This window comes from Campylobacter sp. RM12647 (assembly GCF_020138135.1).
In the GTDB taxonomy this organism is placed as follows: Bacteria; Campylobacterota; Campylobacteria; order Campylobacterales; family Campylobacteraceae; genus Campylobacter_E.
The window spans coordinates 1-15,752 of record NZ_JACGAS010000033.1 but is presented as its reverse complement, the minus strand read 5'-3'; the positions used below and the strand labels follow the sequence as shown (position 1 = coordinate 15,752).

Sequence of the window (15,752 nt, the reverse complement as noted above, 5' to 3'; positions counted from 1 at the left end):
AAGTGAGAATTTGATTAAGAAGAATAAGCATAATAAAATAATCACTAAAGAAGCGAAAAATAATGTTATATTTTGTTTTAATAAAGAATTTAAAGTATCGTCTATATCGCTAGTTAAATTGGTGCTACAGAATTTCCAGCCTGTTGTATTTGAATTAATACATACTGCAGTTTTTTCATCACCTTTAAAGGTATAGCGAACTGAAATGCCATCTTTTAGATTATTTTCAATCATTTTTATAACATCATCTTGCTTTAATTCAAATTCTTCATTTGGGTGCATTACAAATTCTAATTTATCATCATAAGCAAATATTGTGTTGGTCTTAGAAAAATGTAAAGTTAAAATTTGATTTTTTAAATCTTTAAATGCCATATCTCCACCAATTACTCCAATGATTTTGCCATTTTTAATAATAGGTGCTGAAATTGTCATAACTTTTTCTTTTAATCTCTCATCAGGATAAACTTCTTTACCTAATAAAGCCCTATTGGCACTAATAGCATCTTTATACCAACCCCTACTTCTTGCATCTTGGTCTTTTACTATATAAGGCTCGTTATTAGAGCTAATATAATAAAACTTGCCACTATCAGCCATACCAATAAATAAAGCAGAGAAATTTGAAATTCCTAAATAATTTTTAAGAATTTTAAAGATATTCTCATCTTGATTATCTTCACTAATTGAATTTGCTAAAATTGGTGAGAATTGCTCTATAAAATTTATTCTTGAATTAAAATAAGAATCTACATAAAGCATAGTGGCATTTAAGCCGTTTTCTTTAGCTTTGTCTGTAAATGATAATGAATCAGTTTTTGAACTAGAATAATTCACTATACACAATACAATAAAGCAAACTACAAGTGGGATAGCAATTAATGCTGGAATTTTGTTTGTTAATTTCATAATACTCCTTTTTAAAAAATTGCGTTAATGTTACAATTAAAGAATTGAATAATATTTAATAGTAAAAAAATTTTTAAATATCTATGTAGCAATGGTTTAAGCGTTTAAGGAATAATAAGAAAAATTATGATTTCAATTAAAAAAATATTAATTGAAATCAATGAAATTATAAAATCTCTTTTAATTTATTAGCATTCTTAAGCCATTCGTTTAGCTTTTGATATTCATCGTTATTTATCATTTGCTTAAACTCATTTAGTTCATTTATAAAGCCATCAAGAGCATTTAAAACATTTGTTTTATTTTCTTTAAAAATACTTTCCCACATTGCAGGGCTACTCTTTGCAATCCTACTCATATCGGCAAAAGAACCACCTGCTAGGTGTAAAATGTTTTTCTTATCTTCGCAATCTAACACATAATTTGCTAAAGAAAAGCTAATTACATGCGGTAGATGAGATATGATGGCACTATGATGATCGTGCGAACTTGCATTCATAAAAGTAATTCTCATTCCAATATTGCTTAATAATTCTATGGTTCTATGTTGATGAAATACGCTCGTATTTTCGGTATTGCACAATACACAAACAGCGTTTTTAAATAAATCAATCTTAGCAGCACTAGGACCATTATGCTCTGTTCCTGCCATTGGATGAGCTAGTATGAATTGCTCTTTTAAATCATCGCTTATTGCGTTTTGAATACTTTCTTTTGTGCTACCAAATTCTATAATTGTAGTAGTTTTTGGAATATCTTTTAATTGTTTAATAATTTCAATAATAGCTCCAACAGGAACACATAAAAAAATCAAATCACAAGTTTTAATCTCATCAAAAGTTATAATTTCATGAACTAAATTAAGCTTTAAAGCTTCTTTTTCGTGTTCTTTATTTAAATCAATTCCATAAACTCCACTAATAAATTTGTTTTTCATCAAATTTAAAGCCAATGAGCCACCAATTAATCCTAATCCAATTACAACTGCTTTCATAACTTATCCTTAATTAAGATTTATATATGCAAAATAATATAATATTTTTCTAAAAAAAGGAGTTTAAATGGTTGATTTTATTGTGATTTTTTTACACTTATTTTCAGCAATTATTTTTATAGGTTATGTATTTGTTGATGCGATTTTATGCTATGGGTTAAAACAAGCTAATGAGCTAAAAAAGGCTTATTTTAAAAGTTCAGGTATTTTATATGCACTTAGCTTTGTTGTATTAATTCTTAGCGGAATTTATCTAGCATATAATGAATATACTAATTTTGCAAATATAAATAAAATTATGTTTTTTATCAAAATAGCTCTAGTAATTTTAATGCTTTTTATAACTTTTATTAGTATTTATATAGTGAGATTTAAAAACAATAAAGAACATTTTTTGGTAAAGCAAGCTCATATTTTAGCTTTGATAATATGTTTTTTGATAGTTTTATTTGCAAAATTATTAAGTATTTTATGAGTAGTGAAAAAAGAATTTGAAATAAAATCTTATTTCAAATTCTTAATATTTTTAACCTTTATTTGTAGCTAATTTGCGTCTTAGGTAAGCGATTTTTGTTTGTAGTGGTAATTGTTTAGGGCAATTATCTTCACAAGCAAGTAAGCTCATACAAGCAAAAATTCCATCATCATCACCAACTAATTCATAAAAATCATCTAAAGTTCTATTATCGTGTGGGTCTTGCTCGTATCTTGCAGCTCTCATAAGTCCTGCAGCACCTATGAAATTAGGTCTCATAACTTTAGTAGCACAAGAAGCTATACAAATACCACATTCAATACATCTATCAAGCTCAAATGTTTCTTCAGCAACTGCTGGCTCAACTCTTTCTTCAATCTTAGAAATATCAGTAACTTTGTCAGTATGTATCCAGCTTTCTACCCTTTTACACATACCTTCCATCCATTCACCTGTATTAACGCTTAAATCTTTAATATGTTTAAACGCAGGTAAAGGCATAAGCTCAATTACTCCATCAGGATAATCTTTAGTAAGAGTTTTGCAACCTAATTTTGGTTTTCCATTAATCATCATTGCACATGAGCCACAAATTCCTGCACGACAAACGAAATCAAAACTCAAACTTGCATCAAATTTTTCTCTAATTTGATTTAAAACTATAAAAATAGTCATACCACTAGTTTCATCTAATGTATAAGTAGCAAAATGTGGCTTGCTAATTTTACTATGTGGATTATATTTAAATACCCTTATTGTTAGTTTCCTACTCATAATCAACCCCTATTCTTTGATTAGCTGCTTTAAATCTAGCTTGTAATTCATAAGGCATAAGTGCGTCTTGGATTTCTGCTCTACTTTTACCTTCTGCTTGTAATTTTTCTGTAATTTCATCTACTTGTTTTTGACGAACTTCACTTAAAGGATTTTCAATTATATTTCCTTTTGCACCATAACCACGGAATGCTGGTGGCATTTCCATTTTCATAATATCAAGGTCTTCATATTCAACTCTAGGTAAAGTTGAGCCTTCATCCCAATAAGTCATAGTTCTTTTCATCCAATTTAAATCATCTCTTTTTGGATAATCTTCTCTATAATGAGCCCCACGGCTTTCAGTTCTAAGAAGCGCACCACGAGCAACACATAAAGCAACTTTTAACATTCTTGGAACTCTATAAGCTTCTTCTAGCTCTGGATTTGAGCAATTTAATTCTTTATCTTTAATAGCTACTTTTTTGCTCTCTATTAATAATTCTTCAAGGCGTTTTACTGCGTATTCTAATCCTTCGCCTGTTCTAAAAATAGCAACATGCTCCCACATAATATCTTTCATTTCGTTTTTGATTTCAAAAATATTATATTTACCTTCACGATTTGCTATTTCTTTTAAATAATTTGCTTCATCGTTTAAGAATTTTTGAACCACTTGCATATCAGCTACTATTGTATTATTTTTGCAATACTCAGAAAAATAATCTCCTACAATCATACCTGCAACAACGGTTTCAGCACAGCTATTTCCACCAAGTCTATTAAATCCGTGCATATCCCAGCAAGCTGCTTCACCTGCTGCAAAAAGACCTTTCATCTTTGGAGTTTCTCCATTTGGCTTAGTTCTAATTCCACCCATTGAATAGTGTTGCATAGGAAGAACCGGCGCCCAACCTTTTGGACCTTCATCAGCAGGGTCAATTCCATTAAATGTCTTGCAAATATCTTGAACATCTCTTAAGTTTTTTTCAACATGAGCACGACCTAAGATTGAAATATCAAGCCATAAATGCTCTCCATAAGGACTTTTAACACCTTTTCCTTTTCTAATATGTTCCATCATACGGCGACTTACAACATCACGACTTGCTAATTCTTTTTTCTCAGGCTCATAATCAGGCATAAAGCGGTATCCATCAACATCTCTTAAAATACCACCATCACCACGGCAACCTTCAGTTAAAAGTATCCCACTTGGAACAATTGGAGTTGGGTGAAATTGAACCGCTTCCATATTTGATAAAGAGCATAATCCTGTCTCAAGTGCCATTGCTGCACCTGTTCCTTCACAAATAACAGCATTTGTTGTTTGTTTATAAACTCTACCATATCCACCTGTTGCTATCATTGTGCCTTTTGATACAAATGCAGTTAAACTACCATCAATTAAGCTTCTTGCAACTACACCTAAACAAATTCCATCTTTGTGAATAATTCTAAGAGCTTCCATTCTATCTATGATTTTTACATTATGTTTGATTGCTTCGTTTGCAACCCCAAAAATCATACAATGCCCTGTAGCATCAGCAATATAGCAAGTTCTCCATTTTTTAGTCCCACCAAAATCTCTTGCATTTATAAGTCCGTGTGCTTCTTCTTTTTCTTCTATTGTTACTTTTTGTGCGTTTATAACAACATTTCTAGGACCTTTTGTAATCCTAGTCCAAGGCACGCCCCAACTAGCTAACTCACGAACAGCCTTAGGTGCAGTTTGAGCAAACATTCTTGCTACTTCTTGATCGCATCCCCAATCGCTTCCTTTTACGGTGTCAGCAAAGTGTAAATCTTCATTATCTCCTTCACCTTTATTACCATTAGCAAGACTTGCTTGCATACCACCTTGAACCGCAGCTGAGTGAGAACGCTTAACAGGACAAATACTTAAAAGCGTAACTGATTGACCACTTTTAGCAACTTCAACAGCACTTCTAAGTCCTGCTAAACCACCACCAACTATTAAAGCATCACTAAATTCTACTTTCATTTTAAGCCTTTCTGTTTGTTATAAGCTAATACCAGCTTTTATAAATACTGCTAAATTAGCAAGTCCTAAAACTATAAAGAAAATACTAATAACCCATTTTAATTTTTTAAGAGTTTTTCTTCTAGCTCTTGCAGTATGCACATCATTTCCATCAAACCAGCCCCATTTAACGCAAAGCCTATAAAGACCAATACCACCATGAAGCTCAACAGCGAATAATAAAATTAAATAAAACGCCCACATATTATGATTTACAATTCTTTCAACTGCACCTAAAAATCTAATAGTTTCAGGATTAAAAAACATCATTGCAAGGTGCATTGAAGCGAAGAAAAACATAACAAAACCTGTACAGGCTTGAATAACCCAAAGCGTTGTATCTTCGTGTTTTATTAGTTTTGAATGCTCTCTTGCGATTTGCCATTGGCGATAAGTAATTGGTAATTTTCTCATACCAAGAGCAGCGTGAATAAAGAAAATAATAAAAATAATAAGCACCATACAAGATACTAAAGCAGGTTTTGGTGTATCAAAAATAGCCGAACCCTCAAAAAACTTAGCCGTAGCTTCAAAAAATTCAGGACTGATTAAAACGGTAGAAACAAAAAGCATATGTCCCCACATAAAAAGCCCTAGAATTAAACCAGTAGCACTTTGATAAAAATCAAGCTTAGCAGGTAAGCGTGATTTAGTGCCATCAACTCTTTTGCCTAAAAAATTTTCAATTTTACTAGACACTTTAACTCCTTTTCTTAAATTTTTCTCATTTTACTAATGTTTAACAAACGACCTACGAAAAAATATGTGGAATAATGAATTTAAACCACGGATACGCAATAAGTGTGTAAATTAGTAAATAAATAGCTCCAAAAATAGCACCTAATTTCCAAAATTCTGCACCTTTAATATAACCACTCGCAAACCAAATTGGGCTATGTCCTGTCCCATAAGGCGTTAAAACACTTATCATACCCATTGGAGCTAGTAAAAACATCATAATAAAAGACGCATCATAACCAGCAATTTTACTTGCAATAATTGCAAACACCCCAACAACTGCAGTAACATATGCAGTCCCAGAAGCAAAGAAATATCTTAATAAACAAAATACAAGTAATAATATAAATACTGCTAAAGTAGGACTAATACCACTTAATAAACTATCAGTATATTTTGATAAGAATTCTAAAAATCCAACATTTTTTAATCCACCTGCCATTGTTACTAAAGTAGCAAACCAAGTAAGAACATTCCACGCTGGTTTATTAGCTAAAAAATCATTCCAAGTAATAATATTAGTAACTATCATTAGAATAATTACAATTAAAGCAGTTGTAGTAGCACTAACTCCAAAAGTCTTTGAACCTATCCATAAAATTAGAGCAAGAATTGAAATGCTTAACATTAATAATTCTTTTAATTTAATTGAACCAAGTTTTACCAATTCTTCTTTAGCCCAAGCACTAATTTTACTAGAGCCTTTAACTTCTGGTGGATAGATATAATAAGTTAATAAAGGAGTGATTAAAAACAAAATAATACCAATAGGTAAAAAGCATAAAAACCAACCCATCCAATCAACTACAGCAATGCCTGATTTTGATAATATCTCTAAAGCTAGTGGGTTTGGTGCTTGACCTGTTAAAAATATTGAACTTGAAATACAAGTAGTAGCAAGACTTACCCACGCTATGTAAGCACCTATTTTTCTTGGTTCTTTATCAGGAGAGCTATCATACATAGCAGGAATACTTGTAGCTATTGGATAAATAGTTCCACCACTTCTTGCAGCATTACTCGGAATAAATGGAGCTAAAATTAAATCAGCAATAGCAATTGCATAGCCTAAACCTAAAGTAGATTTGCCTAATTTATTTACTAAAATTAAAGCAATTCTTTTACCAAGACCACTATTTTGATAGCCAATTCCTATCATAAATGAAGCAAAAATAAGCCACACAACAGAATTTGAAAATCCAGTTAAACCCCAATTAATTGCAGCTTCTGAAGTAATTTTTGCACCAACTTCGCCTGATTTTGCAGGACCAACTTTAAATAATACTGCTAAAGCTATAGCAATAATACCTAAAAAAGCAGGTGGCATAGGCTCTAAGATAAGCCCTACAACTAAAGCAGCAAAAATGCTAACATAAATCCAAGCATTCATACTAAGCTGAGAATAATCAGCAAATAAATACGAAAGCAAAAACACAAGCAAACCAGCAACAACTGGTGCGATAAATTTCCACAACGGAACCTTACCTTTCATATTAACTCCTAAAATTAAGTTGAAATTAATATATTCCAAAAAAGCTAAAGAAAATCTTAATTTTTTAAATAATCATCTAACTTTAAAAAATTAATATCTATTTTTAAGCTTTAATTTAAAAACAATTTAAACTTAAAATATTTTAAGGTTAATTTTTAATCATCATTTGCATTATTAAAAGCTAAATTAGTAAAAACCAAAATTCCATTTAATATTTTTGCTTATAAAATATTCCTAATAATAAAAACAAACTTATAAAGCCGATGCTATATAGTAATTCTACAAATAATTTGCTTGTCATTTTACCAATCTCCTTTTAAAAGATTTTATAAAAAATTATATTTTTTAAGCCAATTAATTAAATAAAATAATCTAAAAATTATTTTTTTGATACATTAAGTAACAATAATAAAGTAACTATATAATTTTTAATATTTTAAAAAGGAAAATTATGAAAAAGATAATATTAACTAGTGCTTTTAGCTTTAGTGCTTTGGCGTTAGAATTTGGTAGTTTAGGTAATATACCTTTGAGTATGGGATATGCTGGAGTTGCACTTAAAGATAATGATTTTGCAGCTTATTATAATCCTGCTAGTTTGATTTATTCTAAAAATGGGGTTAATTTTAGTTTTGGGGCAAATTATAATCAAAAAAATCTTTTAGAATTATCTAATCTTGATAAATCTATAAATAAAAAAATTGAAGCAAATATAAGCAAAATAAAGCATATTTTTAATCCAAACAACAATTCAAGAGCTAATAATTTAAAATTTGGTAATTTTGGTAGTGTTATAGATGATTTTATATTAAGAAACACAAATAGCGATAATGAAGATTTAGCCTTATTAGCAAAAACTTTTAAAGATGAATTAGATGATAATTTAACTAAAGATGAACTAGACAATATAATTAGTGATTTAAAAAATAAAATGCAAGATAATGATGAATTATCTACAACAATAAAAACCGAGCTAATAACTTCAACAAATAATACAAATGAAGAATTAAATAACAATGGCGTTGATACAAAATTATTAACAAATATAATAAGTGATACTGATACAAAAAATGTCTTAGATGTGATAAAGAATTCAAAAGATGGTAATGTTAATTTAGATGATTTATTGTTAGATATTGGAGATACTAAATTAGATACCTTTCTTGATGAAAATACCTTAAATGATATTGAATTAATTTATAATGCAGTTTATGATAATGAAGTTAATTTAAATATATTAAGTGGTTTAGAATATAACAATAATTTAGGGGATTTAAGTGCTTTTTCTGTCAGCTTATTTAATACGATTTCACTTAATACTTATGCTTCATTAAATAAAGAAAAAAGTAGTTTAATAATAAAAGTAAAAGATGATGATAGATATATTTATTTAAAATTATTTAAAAGCAATTCACAACTATTCGTAACCAATGTAAGCGAAGAAGAATATTTAAATCATTCAGCAATGCAAGATAGTGTAAAAAATCCTTTAAATACAACAATGCTAATGATAACAGAAGTGCCAATTAGCTACGCAAATGGTTTTATAATGCCTTATGGAGAGCTTAGTTTAGGTGCTAGTTTAAAATATATGAATATTCAAGCATATCAAGTAGAAAAAGGCATTAAAATAGATATGAATGGAGTTAATTCTAAAGATATAAATATTAAAAATGATTTGCATAATGCAAAATCAACAAATACTTTTGGAATAGATATAGGAGCATTATATAGTATTGATGATTTTTCTACTGGATTGGTTATTAAAAATTTAAATAATCCTAAAATCAAATTCCATTCAAGCAGTATGAGATTAAATCCGCAAGTAAGATTTGGATTAGCATATAAATATAGTGATTTTACTTTTGCTTTTGATACTGATTTAGTTACAAACACAACTTTATCAAATAAATACAATAAATCTCAAATGCTAGGCGGTGGTGTTAAATACGAATTTAATGATTATTTTAATCTAAGGGGTGGCTTAGCTTATGATATTAAAAAAGATTATGGGACTATACTTACAACGGGAGCTAATTTCTTTAATATATTTGATATAGCCTTAGCGAGTGGATTAAAGTCTAGTAATTGCGATAAAGATATTTGCAAGGTTTCAAGTAAAGTGCCTAATTATTTTGATTTAAGAATAGGATTTGGATATAAATGGTAAAGAATTTGAATTAGGATTTAACCTAATTCAAATCTTGCTTAATCCCAACATTCAGCGTTTTTAATACCTAATTTTTTAGCGCTAAATACAGGGTCTAAACCTCTTTTCTTTTGCTCATCATAATCTTTTAAACATTTTATTAAAATAGGACTTAATAATAAAATAGCAATGATATTTATAGAAGCCATTGCAGCCATTGTAATATCTGCTAAATCCCAAGCTACTTTTAAATCTAATTGAGAACCAATAAATACCATAGCAACAGCACTTATTTTAAAAACTAATTCATTTAAATTATTTTTTGTAAGGTTTTTAACATTTGCATCTGCATAGTAAAAATTACCGATTAAAGAAGTTACAGCAAATAAAATAACTGCAAAAGTTATAAAATGAAGTCCCCAAGTACCATAATATTCCATCATTGATTGTTGCACCATAGGTAAAGCATTTAATTTAGTTTCGCCAGTTGATAATTGATTAATGTAACTTTGTGAGAACAATACTAAAAATCCAGAGCATGAACATATAATTAAATCAATAAACACTGAAAAACTTTGAATAATTCCTTGTTTTACAGGATGGCTTGTATTTGCTGCTGCAGCTGCGTTTGGAGCAGAACCCATACCAGCTTCGTTTGAAAATAATCCACGCTTAATTCCTATTACTATAACACTACCTGCAAATCCACCAAAAATAGCTTGAAAATCAAAAGCACTATTAAAAATCATTTTAAACACAGATGGTATTAAATCATAGTGCATAGCCATAGCAATAATGCTTAATAAAATATAAATAAAAGCCATTATAGGAACAATAATTGAGCTTACTTTTCCAAGTGATTTTGAATTTGAAAAGAATAATGCAAAAGCAACAACACTTAAAATAATCCCTATAATTATACTTGCATTACTAAAGTTATCAGGAAAATATATCTCAAATGCTGAAGTCATAGTATGGCTTTGAAGTCCATTAAATCCATAAGCATAAGTAATAATTAAAATAACTGAAAATAATTTACCAAAAAATTTATTTCCTAAGCCTTTTTCAATAAAATATGCAGGTCCTCCACGAAAACCATTTTCATCTTTACTTTTATATATTTGAGCTAATGTGCTTTCAGCAAATGCACTTGCACCGCCTATAAATGCCATTACCCACATCCAAAACAATGCACCTGCACCACCAACTACAACTGCAGTGCTAATTCCAGCGATATTTCCAATACCAACCCTTGAAGCAGTTGAAATCATTAAAGCTTCAAAACTACTAACATGGTCTTTGTTGTCTTGCTTTTCTTTTAATAATGTTAAAACATTACCCATCAATCTAAACTGAGCAAAACGAGTATTGATAGAATAAATTATACCTACAATAATTAGTGCAAAAACTAAAAAATAAGTATATAAATAACCATTTATTAAATCTAAAAATAAATGTATTTCTTCTAATAAACTTTGCAAACGCTCTCCTTAATAAAAAATTTCAAAAAATCATTATATATAAATTCAAGCGTTTTTGGTTAATTACTTATGTTTGCTGCTTTTATCTTCGCAAGCAATAATTAATCTTTCAAAAGGATTTTTTTGATTATCTGGCTTTTTAATAATGTCTTTTAAGCTCTTTGGATGTAATAAATTCATAATATCTCCTTTAAATTTAAAAAAACGAAGTCATTATAATAAATAAAAGATAATAAATATCAAAATCATATTATTTTTTATAAATTTTAATATTTTGTTACATTTTGTAACATTTATTTTAAAAGTTTGATTTAAATTTATAATAAGTTATATAAATATAATTAAAATAGCGGCTTTAAATTATTTTAAGGAGTAATAATGAAAAAATGGAGCGAATTTGACAATCGTTGGATGTTTTCATTGTTTGGCACTGCTGTTGGTGCTGGAATTTTATTCTTACCTATTCGTGCAGGAACTGGTGGCTTTTGGCCTATTGTTTTAATGTGTGTATTAATTTTCCCAATGACTTATTTATCACATTTATTCTTATCATATTTTGTAGGCTCTACTAAAGGTGGAGATATTACTGATGCTGTGAATAAATATTTTGGTAAAGAAGTAGGAATTGTGATTACATTTTTATACTTTTTTGCAATTTATCCTATTTGTCTTGCTTATGGGGTTGGTATTACAAATACTATAAGCTCATTTATGGTAAATCAATTAGGCTTAGCCGAGCCAAATCGCTTAATCTTGGCTATTGTTTTAATTACAATTATGATGGCTGTAATGTTTACTAATGAAACTTTAGTTACTAAAGTTTGTGAATGGCTTGTGTATCCATTATGCTTAATACTATTTTTATTTTCACTTTATCTAATTCCACATTGGAAATTAGAAGTTTTAGGTGAAGTTCCAAGTGCAAAGGAATTTATTAGCACAATATGGCTTACTTTACCTGTATTAGTATTTAGCTTTAATCACTCTCCTGCGATTTCAACTTTTAGCCTAAATACATATAATGAGTATAAAGAAAACTCTGACGCAAAAAGAAAGCAAATATTATTTAATAACGCTACGCTTTTATTAGTATTTGTTATGTTTTTTGTATTTTCTTGTATTTTATGTCTTGATAAAAATGAGTTTGCTATTGCAAGAGATGCAAATATTCCAATCCTTAGCTATTTTGCTAATAAATTTGATGGAAATATTATAAGTTATGGTGCTCCTGCTGTTGCATTTTTGGCAATTTTAACTAGCTTTTTTGGGCACTATTTTGGTGCTAGAGAAGGCTTAAATGGACTTATTAAAAAAGTAAGCGGAAAAGCTGTTAGTAAAAATAATGCCTTTACAACTATATTTATGTATGTAACTATGATAATAGTAGCTTACTATAACCCTAGTATTTTAGGATTTATAGAAGATTTAGGCGGTCCTATTATTGCTGTAATATTATTTTTAATGCCTGTATATGCTATATATAAAATCCCAGAGCTAAGAGTTTATAAAAATGGTGCGGCTTGTTATTTCGTAGCTATTATGGGAATTATCACAATTACAAGTGTAATTTATAAGATGAACTTATGAGTAACTTAAGTATTTTTAAAATCGGCATTGGTCCATCAAGTTCGCACACAGTTGGACCTTTTGTTGCGGGAAATGAGTTTTTAAAAGGTTTAAATTTAAAAGAAATTACTAGGATAAAAGTTACTTTATTTGGCTCTTTATCACTTACAGGTAAAGGGCATTTAAGCGATATTGCTGTGGTTTTAGGTCTTAGTGGCTTAAATGTAAAAACAATAAGCCCAGAACAAAAACAAGTTGTATTATTAAGATTAAACGAAAGAAAGCTTTTATTAGGAAATGAATTTGAAATAGATTTTGATGAAAATAGCGATATTATTTTTTCTAAAGAATTTAAAAGCTATCACGAAAATGCTTTAACGATTGAAGCATTTTCAAATAATACTTGTGTTAAATCTAAGACTTATTATTCAGTTGGCGGTGGCTTTATTAAAAGTGAAGATGAGATTAGTAAAACTAATCAAACTAATCAAGAAAAAAATTATGATTATTCTTTTGATAGTGCGACGGAGCTTTTGTGGTTATGTAATAAATACAATAAAAACATAGCCGAAATTGCAATGCTTTATGAACTTAATTTTAATAGCGAAGAATATATAAATAATTATTGCAAAGAGATTTATGAAGCAATGCAAGATAGTTTTAAAGCAGGTGCTAATTCAAATGAACTAATCCTACCAGGACCAATCAAGCTTAAAAGAAGAGCTCCTGCATTAGCCAAAAAATTAATGCTTTTAGATGATAAGAATTTAAATCGTAAGGGTGATTTGGATTTTATAGATTATTTTAGCCTTTATGCTATGAGTGTTTCAGAAGAAAACGCAGCGGGTAATCGTGTAGTAACTGCTCCAACCAATGGAGCTTGTGCGGTAGTTCCTGCTGTGCTTTTATATTTAAAAGAACATGTAAAAAGTATGAGTGAAAAGGACATTAGAGACTTTTTATTAGTATCAATGGCGATAGGTTCATTGTTTAAGAAAAACGCAAGTATAAGTGGAGCTGAAGCTGGTTGTCAAGCAGAAATTGGCTCAGCTTCTTCAATGGCAGCTGCTTCATTTGCCTTTAGTATGGGGGCAAGTCCGATTGATTGTTGCTCTGCTGCTGAAATTGCAATGGAGCATCATTTAGGGCTAACTTGCGATCCTGTTGCAGGACTTGTTCAAATTCCTTGCATTGAGCGTAATGTATTCGGAGCGATAAAGGCTGTAAGTGCAGCTAAAATGGCTATGGATAGAGAGAGTGCTCCTAGCGTTGGGCTTGATGAGGTTATTAAAACTATGTATGAAACAGGCAAGGATATGGATACAAGATATAAAGAAACTAGCCTTGCAGGTCTAGCTACAAATTACAAGAAATTTTGCTAAAAAAGGGCTTTATGCCCTTTTTACAATCTGTAATTTATTATTTTTTGTTAATATTAAAAATCACATCAAAATAATGGAACTTTAATGCAAAATATAAGAAATTTTTCAATAATAGCACATATAGACCATGGTAAAAGCACTTTAGCAGATTGTTTAATCACAACTTGCAATGCTATAGAGCAACGCAAAATGAGTAAGCAAGTAATGGATACTATGGATATAGAAAAAGAGCGTGGAATTACTATAAAAGCTCAATCAGTTAGATTAAATTATACTTATAATAAAGAAAATTATATTTTAAATCTTATTGACACCCCAGGTCATGTGGATTTTTCGTATGAAGTTAGTAGAAGTTTAGCAAGTTGCGAAGGGGCATTATTAGTAGTTGATGCTTCACAAGGCGTTCAAGCACAAACAATTGCGAATGTTTATATGGCAATTGAGCATGATTTAGAAATAATTCCTGTAATTAATAAAATTGACCTACCCGCAGCAAATCCTGCAAAAGTAAAGGCTGAAATTGAGCATATAATAGGAATTGATTGTTCTAATGCAATAGAAGTTAGTGCAAAAGCTGGGATAGGAATTGCTGAATTATTACAAGCAATTTGTGAGAGAATTCCTGCACCAAAAAGTAATCAAAATAAGCTAAAAGCACTAATTTATGATAGCTGGTTTGATAGCTATTTAGGGGCTTTAGCTTTAGTTAGAGTAAGGGATGGAGAGATTAATAAAAACGATGAAATATATTTAATGCACGAAGGCGTAAAGCATAATGTATTAGATTTACGCTATCCACACCCACTAAATCCAATGCCAACAAATACAATTAAAGCAGGAGAAGTTGGTATCGTTGTATTAGGATTAAAAGACATAGCACAAATTAGCGTAGGAGATACAATAACCCTAGCAAAAGATAAAGCAACAGAGCCAATTGAAGGTTTTGCTAAAGCAAAAGCCTTTGTATTTGCAGGGATTTATCCGATTGAAACTGATAAATTTGAAGATTTAAGAGATGCTTTAGATAAATTAAAATTAAACGATAGTTCAATCTCATACGAGCCAGAAACTTCACTTGCTTTAGGTTTTGGCTTTAGGGTTGGCTTTTTAGGTTTATTGCATATGGAAGTTATAAAAGAACGCTTAGAGCGTGAGTTTAATTTGGATCTAATAGCAACCGCTCCTAGTGTTACTTATGAAGTTAATTTAACCGATGGAAGTGTATTAAATATTCAAAACCCAAGCGACTTACCACCTGTAAATAAAATAGACCACATAAAAGAGCCTTATGTAAAAGCTACCATAATAACTCCTAGCGAGTTTTTAGGAAATTTAATTACTCTTTTAAATAATCGCCGTGCAATACAAACAAAAATGGATTATATAACAGAAAATAGAGTATTGCTTGAATACGATATACCTATGAATGAGATTATTATGGACTTTTATGATAAATTAAAATCACTTACTCGTGGATATGCTAGTTTTGATTATGAATTTTGTGATTATAGAGTGGGAGATTTAGTAAAACTTGATATAAAAGTAGCTGGAGAAGCAGTTGATGCGTTAAGCATTATCGTGCCAAATCAAAAGGCTTTAAGCAAAGGTAGAGATTTAGTAAAAGCTATGAAAGATATTGTGCCTAGACAATTATTTGAAGTAGCAATTCAAGCAAGTATAGGTAATAAAATCATAGCTCGTGAAAATGTAAAATCAATGGGTAAAAATGTTACTGCTAAATGCTACGGCGGGGATATTACTAGAAAAAG

The 15,752-nt window shown here is 29.8% G+C and carries 12 protein-coding genes; 5 read left to right on the top strand and 7 right to left on the bottom strand.

Annotation, left to right across the window (positions count from 1 at the left end; all coding sequences use genetic code 11):
* Both AVBRAN12647_RS09105 and AVBRAN12647_RS09100 read right to left on the bottom strand, forming a co-directional pair.
* Nucleotides 1-909: PDC sensor domain-containing protein (locus AVBRAN12647_RS09105; protein ID WP_336615063.1), on the bottom strand; the 909-nt coding region annotated here is incomplete at its 3' end.
* A 166-nt stretch (nt 910-1,075) separates the two neighbouring features.
* The gene (locus tag AVBRAN12647_RS09100; RefSeq protein ID WP_214120101.1) at nt 1,076-1,903 is read right to left on the bottom strand and encodes a prephenate dehydrogenase; all 828 of its coding nucleotides are present in this window, start codon (nt 1,901-1,903) and stop codon (nt 1,076-1,078) included.
* Nucleotides 1,904-1,970: 67 nt separating this feature from the next.
* On the opposite strand from AVBRAN12647_RS09100, the gene AVBRAN12647_RS09095 reads away from it, so the two are divergent.
* Nucleotides 1,971-2,378: a hypothetical protein gene (locus AVBRAN12647_RS09095; RefSeq protein ID WP_336607676.1), complete on the top strand. Its 408-nt coding sequence runs from the start codon at nt 1,971-1,973 to the stop codon at nt 2,376-2,378.
* A 51-nt stretch (nt 2,379-2,429) separates the two neighbouring features.
* Here AVBRAN12647_RS09095 and AVBRAN12647_RS09090 read toward each other — a convergent pair whose 3' ends face one another.
* Genes AVBRAN12647_RS09090 through AVBRAN12647_RS09075 form a run of 4 tightly spaced genes read right to left on the bottom strand, consistent with a single transcriptional unit; the run spans nt 2,430 to nt 7,405 of the window.
* The gene (locus tag AVBRAN12647_RS09090) at nt 2,430-3,152 is read right to left on the bottom strand and encodes a fumarate reductase iron-sulfur subunit (RefSeq protein WP_214117694.1); all 723 of its coding nucleotides are present in this window, start codon (nt 3,150-3,152) and stop codon (nt 2,430-2,432) included.
* Nucleotides 3,145-5,136: a fumarate reductase flavoprotein subunit gene (locus AVBRAN12647_RS09085; RefSeq protein ID WP_214120099.1), complete on the bottom strand. Its 1,992-nt coding sequence runs from the start codon at nt 5,134-5,136 to the stop codon at nt 3,145-3,147. Before AVBRAN12647_RS09085 ends, AVBRAN12647_RS09090 begins: the two co-directional genes overlap by 8 nt.
* Before the next feature lie 18 nt (nt 5,137-5,154).
* The gene (locus AVBRAN12647_RS09080; protein WP_214117696.1) at nt 5,155-5,874 is read right to left on the bottom strand and encodes a fumarate reductase cytochrome b subunit; all 720 of its coding nucleotides are present in this window, start codon (nt 5,872-5,874) and stop codon (nt 5,155-5,157) included.
* 52 nt (nt 5,875-5,926) lie between these two features.
* Entirely contained in the window at nt 5,927-7,405 is a 1,479-nt protein-coding gene (locus tag AVBRAN12647_RS09075) for a DASS family sodium-coupled anion symporter (protein WP_214117697.1), read from the bottom strand.
* Between the two features lie 451 nt (nt 7,406-7,856).
* On the opposite strand from AVBRAN12647_RS09075, the gene traF reads away from it, so the two are divergent.
* Nucleotides 7,857-9,575: a conjugal transfer protein TraF gene (gene traF, locus AVBRAN12647_RS09070; RefSeq protein ID WP_336615062.1), complete on the top strand. Its 1,719-nt coding sequence runs from the start codon at nt 7,857-7,859 to the stop codon at nt 9,573-9,575.
* Between the two features lie 38 nt (nt 9,576-9,613).
* On the opposite strand, the gene AVBRAN12647_RS09065 is transcribed toward traF, so the two are convergent.
* Nucleotides 9,614-11,014 (bottom strand): alanine/glycine:cation symporter family protein, encoded by a 1,401-nt coding sequence (locus AVBRAN12647_RS09065; RefSeq protein ID WP_336612871.1) that lies wholly within the window; start codon nt 11,012-11,014, stop codon nt 9,614-9,616.
* 399 nt (nt 11,015-11,413) lie between these two features.
* On the opposite strand from AVBRAN12647_RS09065, the gene AVBRAN12647_RS09060 reads away from it, so the two are divergent.
* From AVBRAN12647_RS09060 to lepA, 3 genes are all read left to right on the top strand, one after another.
* Nucleotides 11,414-12,622 (top strand): aromatic amino acid transport family protein, encoded by a 1,209-nt coding sequence (locus AVBRAN12647_RS09060; RefSeq protein ID WP_214117700.1) that lies wholly within the window; start codon nt 11,414-11,416, stop codon nt 12,620-12,622.
* A complete protein-coding gene (locus AVBRAN12647_RS09055) occupies nt 12,619-13,983 on the top strand; it encodes an L-serine ammonia-lyase (RefSeq protein WP_214117701.1) in 1,365 nt (454 codons plus the stop codon). Before AVBRAN12647_RS09060 ends, AVBRAN12647_RS09055 begins: the two co-directional genes overlap by 4 nt.
* 84 nt (nt 13,984-14,067) lie before the next feature.
* Nucleotides 14,068-15,752, top strand: a 1,685-nt coding sequence (gene lepA / locus AVBRAN12647_RS09050) for a translation elongation factor 4 (RefSeq protein ID WP_336615061.1), incomplete at its 3' end; no start/stop codon positions are given.